Consider the following 15,751-nt stretch of genomic DNA (forward strand, 5'->3'; position numbering starts at 1 on the left):
CGCCCTCTCCTGAACCGAAGGCCTACCGAATGTCCGCCCCGCTGCCGTTGCGCAATATCGCCATCATCGCCCACGTCGACCACGGCAAGACCACGCTGGTTGACCAGCTGTTCCGCCAGTCCGGCACCTTCCGTGACAACCAGCGCGTGGAAGAACGCGCGATGGATTCCAACGACCTGGAAAAGGAACGCGGGATCACGATCCTGGCCAAATGCACGTCGGTCGAGTGGAATGGCACCCGCATCAACATCGTCGACACCCCCGGCCACGCCGACTTCGGCGGTGAGGTTGAGCGCATCCTCAGCATGGTCGACGGCGTGATCCTGCTCGTCGACAGCTCGGAAGGCGCGATGCCGCAGACCAAGTTCGTCACCGGCAAGGCGCTGGCCCTTGGCCTGCGCCCGATCGTGGTGGTCAACAAGGTCGACCGCCCGGACGAGCGGATCCAGGAAGTGCTGGACGAAGTGTTCGACCTGTTCGTCAGCCTCGATGCCAGCGATGAACAGTGCGACTTCCCGGTGCTCTATGCCTCAGGCCGCAATGGCTATGCCAATGAAGACCCGAACCTGCGCGAAGGTACCCTGACGCCGCTGTTCGAAAAGATCGTCAACCACGTCCCTGCCCCGGCGGCCGATGTTGACGGCCCGTTCAAGTTCCTGGTCACCCTGCTTGATCGCGACAACTTCCTGGGCCGCATCCTGACCGGCAAGGTCCAGTCGGGTACGGTCAAGGTCAATTCGCCGATCCACGCGCTTGATGCCGATGGCAACGTGATCGAAGCCGGCCGCGCCTCGAAGCTGATGGCCTTCCGCGGGCTGGAACGCGTTCCCGTGGACGAAGCCCGCGCTGGCGATATCATCTCGCTGGCTGGCCTGACCGAAGCAACCGTGGCCAACACGATTGCCGATCCGTCGGTAACCGAACCGCTTTACGCCCAGCCGATCGACCCGCCGACCTTGTCGATGCGCTTCGCCGTTAACGACAGCCCGATGGCCGGCCGCGAAGGCAGCAAGGTGACGAGCCGCATGATCCGCGACCGCCTGATGCGCGAAGCGGAGAGCAACGTGGCCATCCGCGTGACCGAATCTGCCGACAAGGACAGCTTCGATGTGGCCGGCCGCGGCGAACTGCAGCTGGGCGTGTTGATCGAAACGATGCGCCGCGAGGGCTTCGAGCTGGGCATCAGCCGCCCGCGCGTGCTGTTCCGCGAGGAAAACGGCCAGCGCACCGAGCCTTACGAAACCGTCGTGATCGACGTGGACGATGAGCACTCGGGCACGGTCATCGACAAGATGGCCCTGCGCAAGGCGGAAATGACCGATATGCGCCCCTCGGGCGGCGGCAAGACCCGCATCACCTTCTCGGCCCCTTCGCGCGGCCTGATCGGTTACCACGGTGAATTCCTGTCCGACACGCGCGGCACCGGGATCATGAACCGCCTGTTCGAAAAGTACGGTCCCTACAAGGGTGCGATCGAAGGCCGCCCCAATGGCGTGCTGATCTCGAACTGCGCGGGTGAGGCCGTGGGCTATGCGCTCAACAGCCTGGAAGACCGCGGCGTGCTGTTCGTACGTCCGCAGGACAAGATCTATGAGGGCATGATCATCGGCGAAAACGCCAAGCCCGAAGACCTTGAAGTCAATCCGATGAAGTCGAAGCAGCTGACCAACTTCCGCTCGACCGGCAAGGATGACGCAATCCGTCTCACCCCGCCGCGGATCATGACGCTCGAACAGGCGATTGCCTATATCGACGATGACGAAATGGTCGAAGTGACCCCGCAATCGGTCCGGCTGCGCAAGGCGATCCTCGATCCGCATGAGCGGAAGAAGGCGTCGCGCAAGAAGGAAATGGCATAACTATCATGGCACAATCAGGCTCGCTGCCTGGTGCAGCGTCAGCCGCGCCATTTGCCGCCCTTCCCGCCGCCCTTGCCACCGCGCTCACCGCGCGCGGCTATACTGCACTGACTGCCGTTCAGGCGGCGGTGATCGAACCCGAAGCCGAGGGCCGCGACCTGGTCGTCTCGGCCCGGACCGGTTCGGGCAAGACGGTTGCCTTTGGTCTTGCCATGGGCGCGCAATTGTTCGGCGATGAGCAGGCCCTGCCCAGGGCTGCGGCACCGCTGGGCCTGGTCGTAGCCCCTACCCGCGAACTGGCCTTGCAGGTCAGCCGCGAGCTGACCTGGCTCTTCGCGGGCACCGGCGCCACTGTTACCACCTGCGTCGGCGGGATGGATCCTTCGCGTGAACGTCGTGCGCTTTACCAGGGCGCCCATTTCGTGGTCGGCACACCGGGCCGCCTGCGCGATCACCTGGAACGCGGCGCACTTGACCTGTCGGCGCTCAACTTCGTCGTCCTCGACGAGGCTGACGAAATGCTCGACATGGGCTTCCGCGAAGATCTTGAGGAACTGCTTGACGCCACCCCGGCCAATCGCCGCACCTTGTTGTTCTCGGCCACCCTGCCCAAGCCGATCGTGGCGCTGGCCAAACGCTATCAGCACGACGCGCTGCGGATCTCCACCGTGGGTGACGAGCAGGGCCACGGCGACATTGCCTATCAGGCGGTAACTGTTTCGCCCTCCGACATCGAAAACGCGGTGGTCAACCTGCTGCGCTTTCACGAGGCGGAAACGGCGATCCTGTTCTGCGCCACGCGCGACAATGTCCGCCACCTGCACGCCACGCTGGTTGAGCGCGGCTTTGCGGCGGTTGCCCTGTCGGGTGAGCACAGCCAGAATGAGCGCAACCATGCGCTGCAGGCCCTGCGTGACAAGCGCGCGCGCGTCTGCGTGGCGACCGACGTTGCCGCCCGCGGGATCGACATCGCTTCGCTCAGCCTGGTGATCCACGTCGAGATCCCGCGCGATGCGGAAGCGCTCCAACACCGTTCGGGCCGGACCGGCCGTGCCGGCAAGAAGGGCACCGCCGTTCTGATCGTCCCCTACCCGCGCCGCCGCCGGGTGGAGATGATGCTGCGCGGCGCCCGGATCGACGCGCAATGGATGGATGTGCCCGGCCCCGAGGCGATCCGCGCCCAAGATCACGAACGCCTGATCGCCACGCTGACCGCGCCAATCGAACCCAGCGAGGCTGAAAGCGAACTGGCGGGCCGGCTGCTGGCGACGATGGGCCCGGAAGACCTGGCTCTGGCGCTGGTTCGCGCCCATGCCAGCCGCCTGCCCGAACCCGAAGAACTGATCGACATGTCGGCGCGCACCAAGCCCGATGGGCAGGCGCGGCCGGTCCACCACCGCGAAGGCTTTGACGATACCGTCTGGTTCCGCATGGACATTGGCCGCCGCCACAACGCCGATCCGCGCTGGCTGCTGCCGCTGCTGTGCCGTCGCGGCCATGTGACCCGCAACGAGATCGGCGCGATCCGTATCGCCGCAAACGAAACTTTCTTCCAAATCCCGCGCGCCCTGGAAGCCAAGTTCCGCGCCGCGGTTGCCCGCACGGCCCAGCCGGGCAGCGAAGATGAGAGCGGGATCACGATCGACCTTTCCCCCGAAACCCCGCGCGACGCAGCCCGCGAAAACCGCCCACGCGGCGAAAATCGTGGCGGCCATCCGGGCAACCGCGGCAATGACCGCGGCCCCCGTCCCGGCGGCGGTCGTCCGCCGTTCAAGGGCAAGCCCAAGCCCCACCGCAAGGGCCCGCGTCAGGCTTGACCGCATGACTGTGGGCGGGAAGGTCGAGCGCGTTCCCGCCTGCACCAAATCTGCACACCATGCCCACGCCAGCGCCAGTACGCTCTGCGCTGCGCTGGGCTAGAAGCGATCCCGCAATCACGGGAGATTTTGCATGGGCGGCGTCCATCACCGCGGGTTCTGGATCAAACTGGTGCTGGCCGCCGCGCTGGTCGCGCTGGCCGACTGGGTGTTTTATCAAGGCGGGCACAGCCATGGCTGGCTGGGCCTTTTCGGTGCCGTCCTGGCGCTGGCCGCTGGGCTGGCAATGCCGGCGCTGCGGCATGACCGGCGGGCGCTAGCGGCGCTGAGCCTCGCCGTGATGATGGCTGGAGCAATGGCCATCGATGCCACGATCCTGCCCTTCCTGCTGTTCTGGATCGCCCTGGGCCTCGCGATCCTGCTGCCAGGCACCGCCCGCTTCGATGATGGCTGGCGCTGGGCGCAGCGGTTGTTTGCGCACGGCTTCAAGGCGCTGTTCGGCCCGCTGATCGACCTGTTCAAGCTCGCCCGCGTCCACCGCCGCAAGCCCGCTGCGGTACAGGGCCTGCGCCGCACCCTGCCCGCGCTGATCCTGCCGCTGGTGGGATCCGCGGTAATCCTGATGCTATTCGCTTCGGCCAACCCGGTGATCGAAAGCTTCTTCGCCAGCCTCTCTCTGACCCTGCCTGCTGACCTGGCCTTCGAACGGATCGCTTTCTGGGGCGTGGTTTCGGTGATCAGCTGGGGAGTGCTGCGGCCGCGCCGGACTATGCCGATGTTTGGCACGTTCGGCGGCTCGGGCGAGCTTCGCCTGCCGGGCGTCAACCCGGTCTCGGTCCTGCTTAGCCTGGTGCTCTTCAATCTGCTGTTTGCGATGCAGAACGCCATGGACCTGGCCTGGCTATGGGGTCTGGTGCCGCTGCCGCAGGGGATGACCCTGGCCGACTATGCCCACCGCGGCGCCTATCCGCTGGTGCTTACGGCGCTACTGGCCGGACTGTTCGTGCTGGTAACGCTGCGCCCTGGGTCGCAGACCGCCGCCAGCCCGCTGGTCAGGCGGCTGGTCATGCTGTGGATCGGGCAGAATGTGGTGCTGGTCGCCTCTGCGATGCTGCGCCTATACGATTACATCGATGCCTATTCGCTGACCCGGCTGCGGATTGCGGCGCTGGCCTGGATGGTGCTGGTAGCGCTGGGCCTGGGGATTATCCTGTGGCGGTTGCTGAAGGAAAAGTCGGGCGCCTGGTTGATCAATGCCAATTGCGTTGCCGTGGCCACACTGCTGCTGGGCTATGCCTTTGTCGATACCGGCGCGCTGGCCGCGCAGTGGAACGTGCGCCACGCCCGCGAGGTGGATGATACCGGCGCCGGGATCGACCTGTGCTATCTCGCTGAACTGGGCACGTCATCGCTGCTGCCGCTGATCGAATTGGAAGGCCGCCCGCTTGAGCCGGTGTTGTTGGCGCGGGTCAAGACACTGCGCCAGATGGTCCAATACCGGCAAGCCCAGCTGCTGCATGAAGGGGGCTGGACCCTGCTTGGCCAGCGCCGCCTGACGCGGGCCCAGGCTTTGGTCGGCCCGGTGCGCGACTATCCGGGGCAGCGCTTCGATTGTTCTGGCGTGCCCTATCAGGCCCCGCCGGCCCCAGCGGGCGAGCCCGGTTGACTGGCGGGCCGGAACCGGCACAAGGCAAGGCCATGAACCGCCGCGTCCTGATTGTTGATGATGACCCGCATATCCGCGAGGTGCTGGTCTTCGCCTTCGACAAGGCGGGAATTGCCACGGCGGAAGCCGGCGACGGTGAGGATGCCCTGGCCATGATTGGCCACGATCCGCCGGACCTGGTGGTGCTGGATATCAACATGCCGCGGATGGACGGGCTCGAAGTATGCCGCCGCCTGCGCGCCAGTTCGGACCTGCCGATCCTGTTCCTGTCCAGCCGCGATGATGAGCTGGACCGCGTGCTGGGGATCGAGCTGGGTGCCGACGACTATGTGATCAAACCCTTTTCCCCACGCGAAGTGGTTGCCCGCGCGCAGGCGATCCTGCGCCGTTCGGTGCGGCATACCGCGCCTGCAGGCGAACCGCTTGGCCGCGGCGGGCTGGCGCTTGATCTTGATGGCTGGGCGGCCCGCTGGCAGGGCGGCGATGTGGCACTGACCGTTACTGAATTTACCCTGCTGCGGACCCTTGCCGCAGCGCCAACGCGCTTCTTCTCGCGCGATGAGCTGATTGACCGGCTGCACGGCCCAGGCTTTGCGATCACCGATCGGACAATCGACAGCCATGTCCGCAACCTGCGCCGCAAATTTGCCGAGGCCGGGTGTGACAGCCTGGTCGAAACGCGCGCAGGGGTGGGTTACCGGCTCGGCCCCTGTACCCCGGTATGATCGAAACCTTGCGCCGTCTTGCCTTGCGGCTCTGGCCGGTACCGCGGCTGCGCTGGCTGCTGTTTGGAACGCTGCTGTTCGTGGCTGCACTGCCCGGCATCGCCGCGTTGGGTCTGCGGGTTTACGAGAACGCCCTGATCCGGCGGACCGAAGCCGAACTCACTGCGCAGAGCGCGGCCATTGCCGCCAGTGCGGCGCTGCTCTGGCCTGGGCCCACAGCGGTTGCTCCGATCGACGAACCGGACGATCCGCGTGAGAGTTTTGACGATGTGCCCACGGGTGTCGACCTGCGCTCATCGCCTGTCCTGCCGGAACGGCCCGCTGCCAGCACCAGTGTCGCCCGCGTCGATCCGGTCGCGCAAATGGTCGCCGCGCGGATTGCCCCGGCCGTTGCCGAGACCAAGCGTGCCACGCTGGCCTCGATCCTGCTGCTCGATCACCACGGGCTGCTGCTTAATGGGCGCGAAAGGGGTTTGAGCCTTGCGCAAGTCCCAGAGGTGCGCAGCGCCCTGGCGGGCACCTCGCGCACCGTACTACGCCATAATGACGCCTATCTGCGTGATACGCCGCTTGACTGGATCAGCCGCGCCACCTCGATCCGGATGCATCAGGCCCGCCCGATCATGGTGCGCGGCAAGGTGGTGGGAGCCGTGCTGGTCTCGCGGTCCCCGCGCGCCCTGTTCCGCGGAATGTGGGAGGATCGCGGCAAGATCGCGCTCGGCGTGGCGGGGATCTTTTCGCTTTTGGTGGTGCTGACCGCGGTGCTCGCCCGCGCCATTGTTAGCCCAGTTGAGCGGCTCAGCCAGGCAAGCCGGGCGCTGGCGCAGGGCCGCCACGCCGCTCCCCCCCGTCCGACGCTGGAAGTGCGCGAGATCGGCAGCCTTTACGATGATTTTGCGGCGATGTCGGCGGCGATTGCCCGGCGCTCGCGCTATCTGCGCGACTTTGCGGCGGCCTTGAGCCACGAGTTCAAGACCCCGCTTGCAGGCCTTTCGGGCGGGATCGAACTGCTCCAGGATCACGGCGCAAGCATGGCCGAGGATGAGCGCCAGCGGTTTCTGAGGAACATGGCTGCCGATGCCGGGCGGCTATCGCACCTTGTCAGCCGGCTAATGGAACTGGCCATGGCGGATATGGGACGGGCCGATCCCACCGCGCGCGCTAATCTGGCGCCAATGCTGGCGGCACTATCCTCGGTCCTGCGACACGATGACTTCGCCATTGTGGCAGATCTGCCCGCCGGCCTACCGCCCTTGGCTATCGAAACCGCTGCGCTGGAAGCGATCATCACTACTCTGGCCGAAAACGCCCGGCAGGCCGGAGCCAACCAGTTTGCGATTGGCGCGACCGTGACCGGTGGCGAAGTTCGCATCGCGCTGGCAGACAATGGCCTGGGCATCCCCGAGGCTGATCGCGAGCGGGTGTTTGATCCCTTTTTCACCAGCAAGCGCTCCGATGGCGGCAGCGGATTGGGCTTGCCGATCGCCCGGGCACTGGCGGAAAACAGCTTTGGGCGGCTTGAACTTGCACCCAGCGAGGTGGGGACAACCTTGGTCCTGACGCTTCCGCTCGCCCGCACCTGACTCGCACCTGACGCAGCAATCGGCTAGGGCCTTTGCGATGGAGACCAGCGACCTGCGCATTGCCCTGTTTAGCGGCAATTACAATTATGTCCGCGATGGCGCGAACCAGGCGCTGAACCGGCTTGTTGGCTATCTGTTGCGCCAAGGCGCTGCAGTGCGGGTCTATGCGCCCGTAGTGCCTGAACCCGCCTTCCCACCGACTGGTGACCTTGTTGGCGTACCGTCGTTCGCCTTTCCCGGACGTGGCGAGTACCGCGTTCCAGTTTTTCTGAGCCCGCGGGTGCGCACCGATCTCAAGGCCTTCAACCCTAATGTGGTGCAGATATCGTCACCAGACTTCGTGGCACATCGCGCCGTAAGCTGGGCGCGCCAGCGGCACATTCCCGTGCTCGGGTCGGTCCACACCCGGTTCGAAACCTATTTTCGGTATTACAACCTGGCCTGGCTGGAACCGCTGGTCGAGGCTGGACTTCGGCGTCTCTATCGTCGCTGCGACGCGCTGGTCGCACCCTCTGAATCGATGGCCCAGGTCCTGCGCGACCAGCGGATGAACTATGATATCGATATCTGGTCGCGCGGGGTGGATCGCGAAATTTTCGATCCGTCGCATCGGTCGATGGAGTGGCGTCGCAGCCTGGGGATCGGCGATGACGAAGTACTGGTTGGCTTCCACAGCCGGCTGGTGATGGAAAAGGGACTGGATGTCTTTTCCGATACGATCGACGAACTGCGCCGCAAGGGCATCAAGCACCGCACGCTGATCGTGGGCGATGGCCCGGCGCGGCCCTGGCTGGAGGCCCGTCTGCCGCAGGCAACCTTTGCCGGCTTCATGGCGGGCAAGGACCTGGGCAAGGCCGTAGCCAGCATGGATGTGCTGTTCTTCCCCTCCACCACGGAAACCTTCGGCAATGTCAGCCTGGAAGCGATGGCCAGCGGGTTGCCGGTGGTTGCGGCGGCGGCCACTGGCAGCCAGAATCTGGTCGCAAATGGGCGATCAGGGCAATTGATCCGCCCCGGCGCGGTTCATCAGTTCGCAGAGGCCCTGCAGGCCTATATCCAGGATTCGGCGCTGCGCCGCACCCATGGCGAAGCGGGCGAGCGGCGCAGCCGCGATTTCTCGTGGGATCAGATCAATCAGGTCGTTGCCGATACCTATATCCGGCTGATCCGCCAAAAGGCCGCGCTGAACAGTCGCTGAGCCTTACTTCAACGAGCCTTTGGCCTGCTGCTTGCGGGCCCACCACCACTGCACCGCAATCCCCGCCAGGATTACCAGCGGCATGATCTTGTTGGCCGTGGTGTCGAGCGCGGCAGGAAAAGTCAGCGTGGCCTGATAGGCGAAGCTGAGCGCAGCGGCGATCAGCGAAACCAGGAAGACCGCGGCTGCATGGCGAGAGCGAACCAGCAGCAGGATTGAGCCCAGAACCGAGGACCAGACCCCCAGCCCCCAAAGGAAATGAGCCCAAATCGGCATGGCATCGAGCATGGCCAGCACCTGCCTTGCCGCATCTTCGCTGCCCATCGCGCCAGTCAGGTAATCCATGTTGCGCAGCTTCGACATGAGGTAATCGACCCCACCAAAGCTGTTCCAAGCAAGGCTGACCAGCGCGGCGATCCAGTATCCTGCTCCCGGACGAGCCGCAGTATTTGCATCGTTCATGGCACTTCTCCCCATCCCATATGGGATAACGCGAGGGTACCACACATGGCAGGATCAGCAATATCCGGGGGATCGGGCAAGTTTAGGCGATTAACCTGCCCGGCAAACTGGCCTATGCAGGCCCGATGGCCGACCTGTTTGCCGAAGACCTGCCCGCCGCCCCGGAAGAACCAAGCGAAGACGCACCGCTGGCCGATCGGCTGCGCCCGCATAACCTTGGCGAAGTGATCGGGCAGGAGCACCTGACTGGACCGGAAGGCGCGATCGGGCGGATGGTTGCGGCGGGGCGCCTCTCCAGTATGATCCTGTGGGGACCGCCCGGCACCGGCAAGACCAGCACGGCCCGGTTGCTGGCCGACGCCGTGGGTATGCGCTTCGTTTCAGTCAGTGCGGTGTTCTCGGGTGTGGCGGACCTTAAAAAGGCCTTTGCCGAAGCAGAGACCGCGGCAAAAATGGGGCAGCGCACCCTCCTGTTCGTGGACGAAATCCATCGCTTCAACCGCGCGCAACAGGATGGCTTCCTGCCCTTTGTTGAAAAGGGCACGGTCACGCTGGTTGGCGCGACGACCGAGAACCCCAGCTTCGCACTTAACGCCGCGCTGCTAAGCCGCGCGCAGGTGCTGATACTGCACCGGCTTGATGCTCGGGCCCTGGATGAATTGCTGACCCGCGCCGAAACCCTGGCTGGTCCCCTCCCCCTCACCCCCGATGCGCGCGAGGTGCTGGTGGCAAGCGCCGATGGCGATGGCCGGTTCCTGCTCAACCAGGCGGAAACGCTTTACAATGCCAAGATCCCTAAGCCGCTCGATCCGGCCGGCCTTGGGGCTTTCCTGCAGCGCCGCGTGGCGGTTTATGACAAGGATCGCGACGGGCACTACAATCTGATTTCCGCGCTGCATAAGGCGCTACGCGGCTCTGATCCGCAGGCGAGCCTCTATTACATGGCTCGGATGCTGACTGCGGGTGAAGAGCCGCTTTACGTGCTGCGGCGGCTGGTGCGTTTTGCCAGCGAAGACATCGGCCTGGCCGATCCGCAGGCTCTGACCCAGTGCCTCGCCGCCAAGGAAGCCTATCAGTTCCTAGGCAGCCCCGAGGGCGAATTGGCGATCGTCCAAGCCTGCCTCTACCTTGCCACCGCACCCAAATCGAATGCGGCCTATGTGGCGCAGAAGGAGGCGTGGAAGAGCGCGAAGGAAACCGGCTCGCTCTCCCCGCCTGCCCATATCCTCAATGCCCCGACCAAGCTGATGAAGGACATCGGCTATGGTCAAGGCTATGCCTATGACCACGAGGCCGAAGACGGCTTTTCCGGCGCGGATTACTGGCCCGAAGGGATGGGCGCGCAGGAATACTATCGTCCGGTCGAACGCGGGTTTGAGCGCGAAGTCCTCAAACGGCTTGATTACTGGGACAAGAAACGCCGCGAGCTGCGCGGGGAATGACAACCCGTCGGTTTGAGACATTCGTTGCGATTGACTGGTCAGGCGCGGCCGGAGAGCGGCATCACGGCATCGCAATCGCCCTGTGCAGTTCGGGCCGTGCCGCGCCGCAACTGGTACGCCCCGGCCATCGCTGGTCGCGCCCCGAAGTGCTCGACTGGCTGCTCAGCGAACTGCCCGATAACACCATAGTCGGCTTCGATATGGGGATCAGCCTAGCCCATGCTGATGCAGGCAGCTTCTTCCCCGGCTGGGCCGAAAGTCCGGGCAGCGCCCGCGAACTATGGGCGTTGATTGACCGCATCTGCGCCAATGATTTGCACCTTTCCGCCGGCAGCCTGGTCGATCACCCCGCAGCCTCGCGCCATTTTCGCCGCCACGGCGGCCGCGAGGGTGATCTGTTCGGCGGGGGACGCGGCCGCTTCCGCGTGACTGAGCGTGCACAGGAAGCAATGGGCTGCCGCCCCTATTCCAACTTCAACCTGGTCGGCGCCGCGCAGGTCGGCAAATCGAGTCTGACTGGCATGCGATTGCTGCACCGGCTCGAGGGCCGCCTGCCGGTCTGGCCGATCGATCCGCTGCCGCCCAATGGCTCGGTGGTGTGCGAGATCTACACCACGATTGCTGCCCGCGCCGCGGGCCGCCGCACTGGCGCATCCAAGATTCGTGACCATGCCGATCTCAATACCGCCCTAGGGGTGCTGGATTCGGCTCCGGCCATTGGCTCGGGTGCGATAACCGACCATGCCGCCGATGCCTTGATTACCGCCGCCTGGCTGCGCAATGCCGCGCATGACCCCGCTCTCTGGAGCCCTTGTGGACTTACACCTGCAATTGCCCAAACAGAGGGGTGGACCTTTGGCGCTGCCTGACGCTAAGGACACCAGCACAAAGACCACGTTGCCGGCTTAGCTCAGTTGGTAGAGCACCTGATTTGTAATCAGGGGGCCACGGGTTCGAATCCTGTAGCCGGCACCAGACCACAATCGCAGGGACGAGCACGCGATGCTTGCAGAAATGATCACGCGGCTGTTTGAGCGATCGCTTAATGATGCTGTGCATGCCGCCGCGCGCGAAGGGCAGTGGCTTCCGGCGCTGTGGGCCGAAGTTGAGGAAATGGGCCTGCCGCTGGCCCTGCTGACCGAGGATCAGGGCGGATTCGGCCTGTCCTTTGCCGAAGCCGGCGAAGCGCTGCGCCTGCTGGGCAGCCACGCTATGCCGCTCCCCGTGGCCGAAACGATGGCCGCCAACCAGCTACTTGCCGCTGCAGGCCTGCCGCTGGCCGCAGGTGCCGCGGGTCTTGCCCGCGCCGACGATCTGTCCGTCACCAATGGCCGCCTGACCGGCACTGTCGCCCGGGTCGCGTGGGGCGAGCACCTCGATTGCCTCGCGCTTGGGGTGGGCGAAAGGCTTTACCGGGTACCGCGCACTGGCTGGACCGTTGCCGAGGCCGGCACTGCTGCCAACTTCAACCCGCGCCCGACGCTGGCGATCGACTGGGCGATCGATGCCGAAGCCGCGCTGCCCTGGTGCCCGTTGGCATCGGGTGCAACCGTGCGTGCATACCAGATTGCCGGGGCGCTTGAAGCCGCCCTCGAGATGACGCTGAACCACACCGCCACCCGCGTTCAATTCGGCAAGCCGCTGCAGAAGAACCAGGTAGTGCAGCATGAGCTGGCCAAGCTGGCGGGCGAGCTGGCCTGCGCCACCGCCGCGGCTGATCTGGCCGGGGAAGCCCTTGCCCGCCATGATCTGCATGGCGTTGCCGCCGGCACGCTGCGCGCCCGCGAGGCGGCGACTGCGGGGGCCGCGATTGCCACCCAGATGCACGGCGCGATCGGCTTTACTCGCGAGCACCGCCTCCACCTTTACACCACTGCCCTGTGGGCCTGGCGCGACGAGTTCGGCGGCCAGGTATCCTGGGCGAAACTGCTGGGTTCCGCCGCGCTGGCGGCGGGCGGCCCGGGCTATTGGCCGATGGTGACTGCACTATGAGCGCAATTCCGTTTCCCGCCCCGCCGGCTGACACCGACGCGGTTATCGCGCTGCGTGCCGAGTTCCGCACATTCCTTGACCAGCAGCTGAAGGATCGCACCCCGCGCCAGCGCAGTGATAACTGGTACGGCTATGATCGCGGCTTCAGCCGGGCAATGGGGCAGGCCGGCTACCTCGGCATGACCTGGCCAAAGCAATATGGCGGGCACGAACGCAGCGCCTTTGAACGCGCCGTAATTGTTGAGGAATGCCTGGCCGCAGGCGCTCCCGTGGGCGCGCACTGGATTGCTGACCGCCAGTCGGGCCCGTCGATCCTCAAGTTCGGCACCGAAGCCCAGAAGCAGGCCTTCCTGCCGCGCATCGCGGCGGGCGAACTTTCCTTCGGGATCGGGATGAGCGAGCCGGATTCGGGTTCCGACCTTGCCGCCACCCGCACCAAAGCGGTGAAGGACGGCAATGTCTACCGCGTTACCGGGACCAAGGTCTGGACCAGCTTCGCGCATGAGGCGGACTATGTGATCCTGTTCTGCCGCACCAGCGGCACTCCGGCTGATCGCCATCTTGGCACCAGCCAGCTGCTGGTTGACCTGAAGAATACCCCCGGCCTGACGATCAAACCGATCATCGACCTGGCGGGCCAGCACCACTTCAACGAAATGCATTTCGAGGACGCGATTGTCCCTGCCGACATGCTGCTGGGCGAAGAAGGCCAGGGCTGGGATCAGGTGATGAGCGAGCTGGCCTTTGAACGCTCTGGCCCCGAACGCTTCCTCTCGTCAATCGAACTGATGGTCCAGCTGATCGAAGTGCTCAAGGGCCGTGACAGCGATGCCGCGCAGATCACCGTCGGCCGCGTCACCGCGCGGCTCGCCGTGCTGCGCCGCCTGTCACGCTCGGTCGCGGGAATGCTGCAAGAGCATCAGAACGCCAACCTCCAGGCGGCCATCGTCAAGGATGTCGGCGCGCTGTTCGAACAAGCGCTGCCGGATGTGGCGCGCGAGCTGATTGACGCCGAACCCGATCCGCGCGCGGCCGGGGCCTATGCCTCGGTCCTCGCCAACATCGTCCACAATGCGCCAAGCTGGAGCTTGCGCGGCGGCACGCGGGAAATCCTGCGCGGGATCATCGCCCGCGGGCTTGGCACCCGCTGATCGTTCAACCGCGCCCGCGGTAACCGGCAACACCCTGGTCCGGCACCCACAGGCCTTCGGGCGGGGTGCCGCTCTGCCAGAACACGTCAATCGGGATGCCGCCGCGCGGATACCAGTAGCCGCCGATCCGCAGCCAGCGGGGCTGCATCTCGTCAAACAGGCGCTGGCCGATGCCAACCGTTACGTCTTCGTGGAAGCCCGCGTGATTGCGGAAGCTGCCGAGGAACAGCTTCAGGCTTTTCGATTCAACGATCGTTTGCCCCGGCGCATAATCGATCACCAGGTGCGCGAAATCGGGCTGGCCGGTGACCGGGCAGAGCGAGGTGAATTCCGGCGCCGCAAAGCGCGCCAGATAAAGCGCACTCGGGCGCGGGTTGGGAACATAGTCCAGAACGGCTTCTTCCGGTGAAGCGGGAAGCGCGCTGGTCTGACCAAGGTGCAGGGGCTGAAGTGTGTCCGACATGGCACAGGCCATGCCCCGAACGCGCTGCCGACACAAGCCACCGGTTGGAAGCGGCGGGTTCACACCCTATTCAGGGCAGCCCGTGCCTGCGGCGCGGACAAGCGAAGGAAGTGAACAGCGTGAAAACAGGTTTGGGGATCGTTCAGGCAGGTTTGGCTGTGGGGCTGGCATGTGCCGCAGTCCCGGGGCTGGCACAGGACGTGTTCAACCTGCCTCCCGGCTCGCCCAGCCCCACCGCGCGGCCTGCTGGTCCGGTTGACAGCGACGCCCCGGTTGTCCAGCCGCGTCCGACCCAATCGGCGACGGCGCAGCCCAGCACCGCGCCAGCCACGCGGGCCGCACCTTCTGCCGCTCCACGCCAACCGGCCGTGCGCCAGACTGCTGCCGCCCGGCCTGCATCGACGGCCAGCACGAGTGCTACGTCCGCCCCTCAGATCCGGCCGAGCGCAACCGCTCCTGCCGCACAAAGCGACTTGCCACCGGTCATTCCAACTGCCGCCCCTGCTGCAACGGCCAGTGCGCCAGCCGCCGAACCTGCCGGTACATCGAACTGGGCCGCCTTTGCCACCGGCGCACTGGTTGGCGCGTTGGCGCTGCTCGCTCTGGTTGGCGGGCTGCTCTGGCGGCGGCGCCAGCCCGGCAGGAAGCCGGACGTAACGTTCGAAGCGCCCGTCGTGCCGGCGATGGAGCCCGAAGGGTCGCCCGCAGCCGCGCCCAAGGCCGCGCCCACTCCCGCCCCTGCCCCGACTTCGGCAGCAGAATCGGTTGTGGCGGCCAAGCCTACGGGCCTGCACATCGCCCTTGAGGCCCGCCGTCTTGATGCTTCGCTGGTGGCGACTACCCTGGCTTATAACCTGACCCTGACCAACCATGGTACGACCACGCTCAGCGCAATCGCGGTTGAGGGCGACATGGTTGCCGCGCACGCCTCGCTGCCGGTCGAAAAGCAGATAGCCAATACCGCGCAGCGGCTGGACCTGCGCCACGCCCTGCTGGAACTGGCCCCGGGCGAAACCGCCAATTTTTCGGGCGAAATGCGCTTGCCGCTTGCCGCGATCACGCCGATCCGCTCGGGCAACACCGCCTATTTCGTTCCGCTCGTGCGGCTCCGGACGGAAGCGGCACAGGCAGCGAGCGAACCGCTGGTCCTCGCCCAGACCTTCGTAATTGGCGAATTGCCCGAGCAGCCGGGCGGCGCGCTGCGCCCGTTCCGGCTTGACCTGGGACCGCGCACTTTCGGCAAGCTGGGGCAACGCGCGGTCGGCTGACCGAATTGCCATGGACGCGGGCTGCCTTGCGGGTTAAGCCTTCGTTCGCAAGTGCAGCGAAGAGGAGCGCGGCACTGGCCCGGACACGACGTGTACAGCACGCACAGTCGGCAAGCGTGAGGAGG

The 15,751-nt window shown here is 65.6% G+C and carries 13 protein-coding genes and 1 tRNA gene; 12 read left to right on the forward strand and 2 right to left on the reverse strand.

Going from position 1 to position 15,751, the window contains the following annotated elements; translation table 11 throughout:
* Positions 1–29: 29 nt before the first annotated feature.
* From typA to RQP55_RS06650, 6 genes are all read left to right on the forward strand, one after another.
* Positions 30–1,859 carry a translational GTPase TypA gene (typA, locus tag RQP55_RS06625; protein ID WP_315609401.1) on the forward strand — a complete coding sequence of 610 codons (1,830 nt, stop codon included), beginning with the start codon at positions 30–32 and terminating at the stop codon, positions 1,857–1,859.
* 5 nt (positions 1,860–1,864) lie between these two features.
* Entirely contained in the window at positions 1,865–3,676 is a 1,812-nt protein-coding gene (locus tag RQP55_RS06630) for a DEAD/DEAH box helicase (protein ID WP_315609402.1), read from the forward strand.
* A 133-nt stretch (positions 3,677–3,809) separates the two neighbouring features.
* Positions 3,810–5,342, forward strand: a complete 1,533-nt coding sequence (locus tag RQP55_RS06635) for a DUF4173 domain-containing protein (protein ID WP_315609403.1) — start codon at positions 3,810–3,812, stop codon at positions 5,340–5,342.
* 32 nt (positions 5,343–5,374) lie between these two features.
* Positions 5,375–6,067 carry a response regulator transcription factor gene (locus RQP55_RS06640; RefSeq protein WP_315609404.1) on the forward strand — a complete coding sequence of 231 codons (693 nt, stop codon included), beginning with the start codon at positions 5,375–5,377 and terminating at the stop codon, positions 6,065–6,067.
* Entirely contained in the window at positions 6,064–7,650 is a 1,587-nt protein-coding gene (locus tag RQP55_RS06645) for a HAMP domain-containing sensor histidine kinase (RefSeq protein ID WP_315609405.1), read from the forward strand. Before RQP55_RS06640 ends, RQP55_RS06645 begins: the two co-directional genes overlap by 4 nt.
* Positions 7,651–7,687: 37 nt before the next feature.
* Positions 7,688–8,848, forward strand: a complete 1,161-nt coding sequence (locus tag RQP55_RS06650; protein WP_315609406.1) for a glycosyltransferase family 1 protein — start codon at positions 7,688–7,690, stop codon at positions 8,846–8,848.
* A 3-nt stretch (positions 8,849–8,851) separates the two neighbouring features.
* Here RQP55_RS06650 and RQP55_RS06655 read toward each other — a convergent pair whose 3' ends face one another.
* Positions 8,852–9,310 carry a hypothetical protein gene (locus RQP55_RS06655; RefSeq protein WP_315609407.1) on the reverse strand — a complete coding sequence of 153 codons (459 nt, stop codon included), beginning with the start codon at positions 9,308–9,310 and terminating at the stop codon, positions 8,852–8,854.
* A 125-nt stretch (positions 9,311–9,435) separates the two neighbouring features.
* On the opposite strand from RQP55_RS06655, the gene RQP55_RS06660 reads away from it, so the two are divergent.
* The 5 genes from RQP55_RS06660 to RQP55_RS06680 all read left to right on the forward strand — a co-directional run bounded on the left by RQP55_RS06660 (position 9,436) and on the right by RQP55_RS06680 (position 13,895).
* A complete protein-coding gene (locus RQP55_RS06660; RefSeq protein ID WP_315609408.1) occupies positions 9,436–10,752 on the forward strand; it encodes a replication-associated recombination protein A in 1,317 nt (438 codons plus the stop codon).
* The gene (locus RQP55_RS06665; protein WP_315609409.1) at positions 10,749–11,621 is read left to right on the forward strand and encodes a hypothetical protein; all 873 of its coding nucleotides are present in this window, start codon (positions 10,749–10,751) and stop codon (positions 11,619–11,621) included. Before RQP55_RS06660 ends, RQP55_RS06665 begins: the two co-directional genes overlap by 4 nt.
* 30 nt (positions 11,622–11,651) lie before the next feature.
* Positions 11,652–11,727 (forward strand) — tRNA-Thr (locus tag RQP55_RS06670).
* A 27-nt stretch (positions 11,728–11,754) separates the two neighbouring features.
* Positions 11,755–12,744, forward strand: a complete 990-nt coding sequence (locus tag RQP55_RS06675) for an acyl-CoA dehydrogenase family protein (protein ID WP_315609410.1) — start codon at positions 11,755–11,757, stop codon at positions 12,742–12,744.
* A complete protein-coding gene (locus tag RQP55_RS06680) occupies positions 12,741–13,895 on the forward strand; it encodes an acyl-CoA dehydrogenase family protein (RefSeq protein WP_315609411.1) in 1,155 nt (384 codons plus the stop codon). Before RQP55_RS06675 ends, RQP55_RS06680 begins: the two co-directional genes overlap by 4 nt.
* Before the next feature lie 4 nt (positions 13,896–13,899).
* On the opposite strand, the gene queF is transcribed toward RQP55_RS06680, so the two are convergent.
* Positions 13,900–14,358, reverse strand: a complete 459-nt coding sequence (gene queF / locus RQP55_RS06685) for a preQ(1) synthase (protein WP_315609412.1) — start codon at positions 14,356–14,358, stop codon at positions 13,900–13,902.
* 119 nt (positions 14,359–14,477) lie between these two features.
* Here queF and RQP55_RS06690 point away from each other — a divergent pair, with 119 nt between their 5' ends.
* Positions 14,478–15,626: a hypothetical protein gene (locus RQP55_RS06690; RefSeq protein WP_315609413.1), complete on the forward strand. Its 1,149-nt coding sequence runs from the start codon at positions 14,478–14,480 to the stop codon at positions 15,624–15,626.
* Positions 15,627–15,751 lie beyond the last annotated feature (125 nt).

Source organism: Novosphingobium sp. APW14 (genome assembly GCF_032337075.1).
In the GTDB taxonomy this organism is placed as follows: Bacteria; Pseudomonadota; Alphaproteobacteria; order Sphingomonadales; family Sphingomonadaceae; genus Novosphingobium.

What these genes read in the sequence shown, in the direction of transcription:
- typA (WP_315609401.1), top strand. Translation starts at nt 30, where the DNA reads ATGTCCGCCCCGCTGCCGTTGCGCAATATCGCCATCATCGCCCACGTC.
- RQP55_RS06630 (WP_315609402.1), top strand. Translation starts at nt 1,865, where the DNA reads ATGGCACAATCAGGCTCGCTGCCTGGTGCAGCGTCAGCCGCGCCATTT.
- RQP55_RS06635 (WP_315609403.1), top strand. Translation starts at nt 3,810, where the DNA reads ATGGGCGGCGTCCATCACCGCGGGTTCTGGATCAAACTGGTGCTGGCC.
- RQP55_RS06640 (WP_315609404.1), top strand. Translation starts at nt 5,375, where the DNA reads ATGAACCGCCGCGTCCTGATTGTTGATGATGACCCGCATATCCGCGAG.
- RQP55_RS06645 (WP_315609405.1), top strand. Translation starts at nt 6,064, where the DNA reads ATGATCGAAACCTTGCGCCGTCTTGCCTTGCGGCTCTGGCCGGTACCG.
- RQP55_RS06650 (WP_315609406.1), top strand. Translation starts at nt 7,688, where the DNA reads ATGGAGACCAGCGACCTGCGCATTGCCCTGTTTAGCGGCAATTACAAT.
- RQP55_RS06655 (WP_315609407.1), bottom strand. Translation starts at nt 9,310, where the DNA reads ATGAACGATGCAAATACTGCGGCTCGTCCGGGAGCAGGATACTGGATC.
- RQP55_RS06660 (WP_315609408.1), top strand. Translation starts at nt 9,436, where the DNA reads ATGGCCGACCTGTTTGCCGAAGACCTGCCCGCCGCCCCGGAAGAACCA.
- RQP55_RS06665 (WP_315609409.1), top strand. Translation starts at nt 10,749, where the DNA reads ATGACAACCCGTCGGTTTGAGACATTCGTTGCGATTGACTGGTCAGGC.
- RQP55_RS06675 (WP_315609410.1), top strand. Translation starts at nt 11,755, where the DNA reads ATGCTTGCAGAAATGATCACGCGGCTGTTTGAGCGATCGCTTAATGAT.
- RQP55_RS06680 (WP_315609411.1), top strand. Translation starts at nt 12,741, where the DNA reads ATGAGCGCAATTCCGTTTCCCGCCCCGCCGGCTGACACCGACGCGGTT.
- queF (WP_315609412.1), bottom strand. Translation starts at nt 14,358, where the DNA reads ATGTCGGACACACTTCAGCCCCTGCACCTTGGTCAGACCAGCGCGCTT.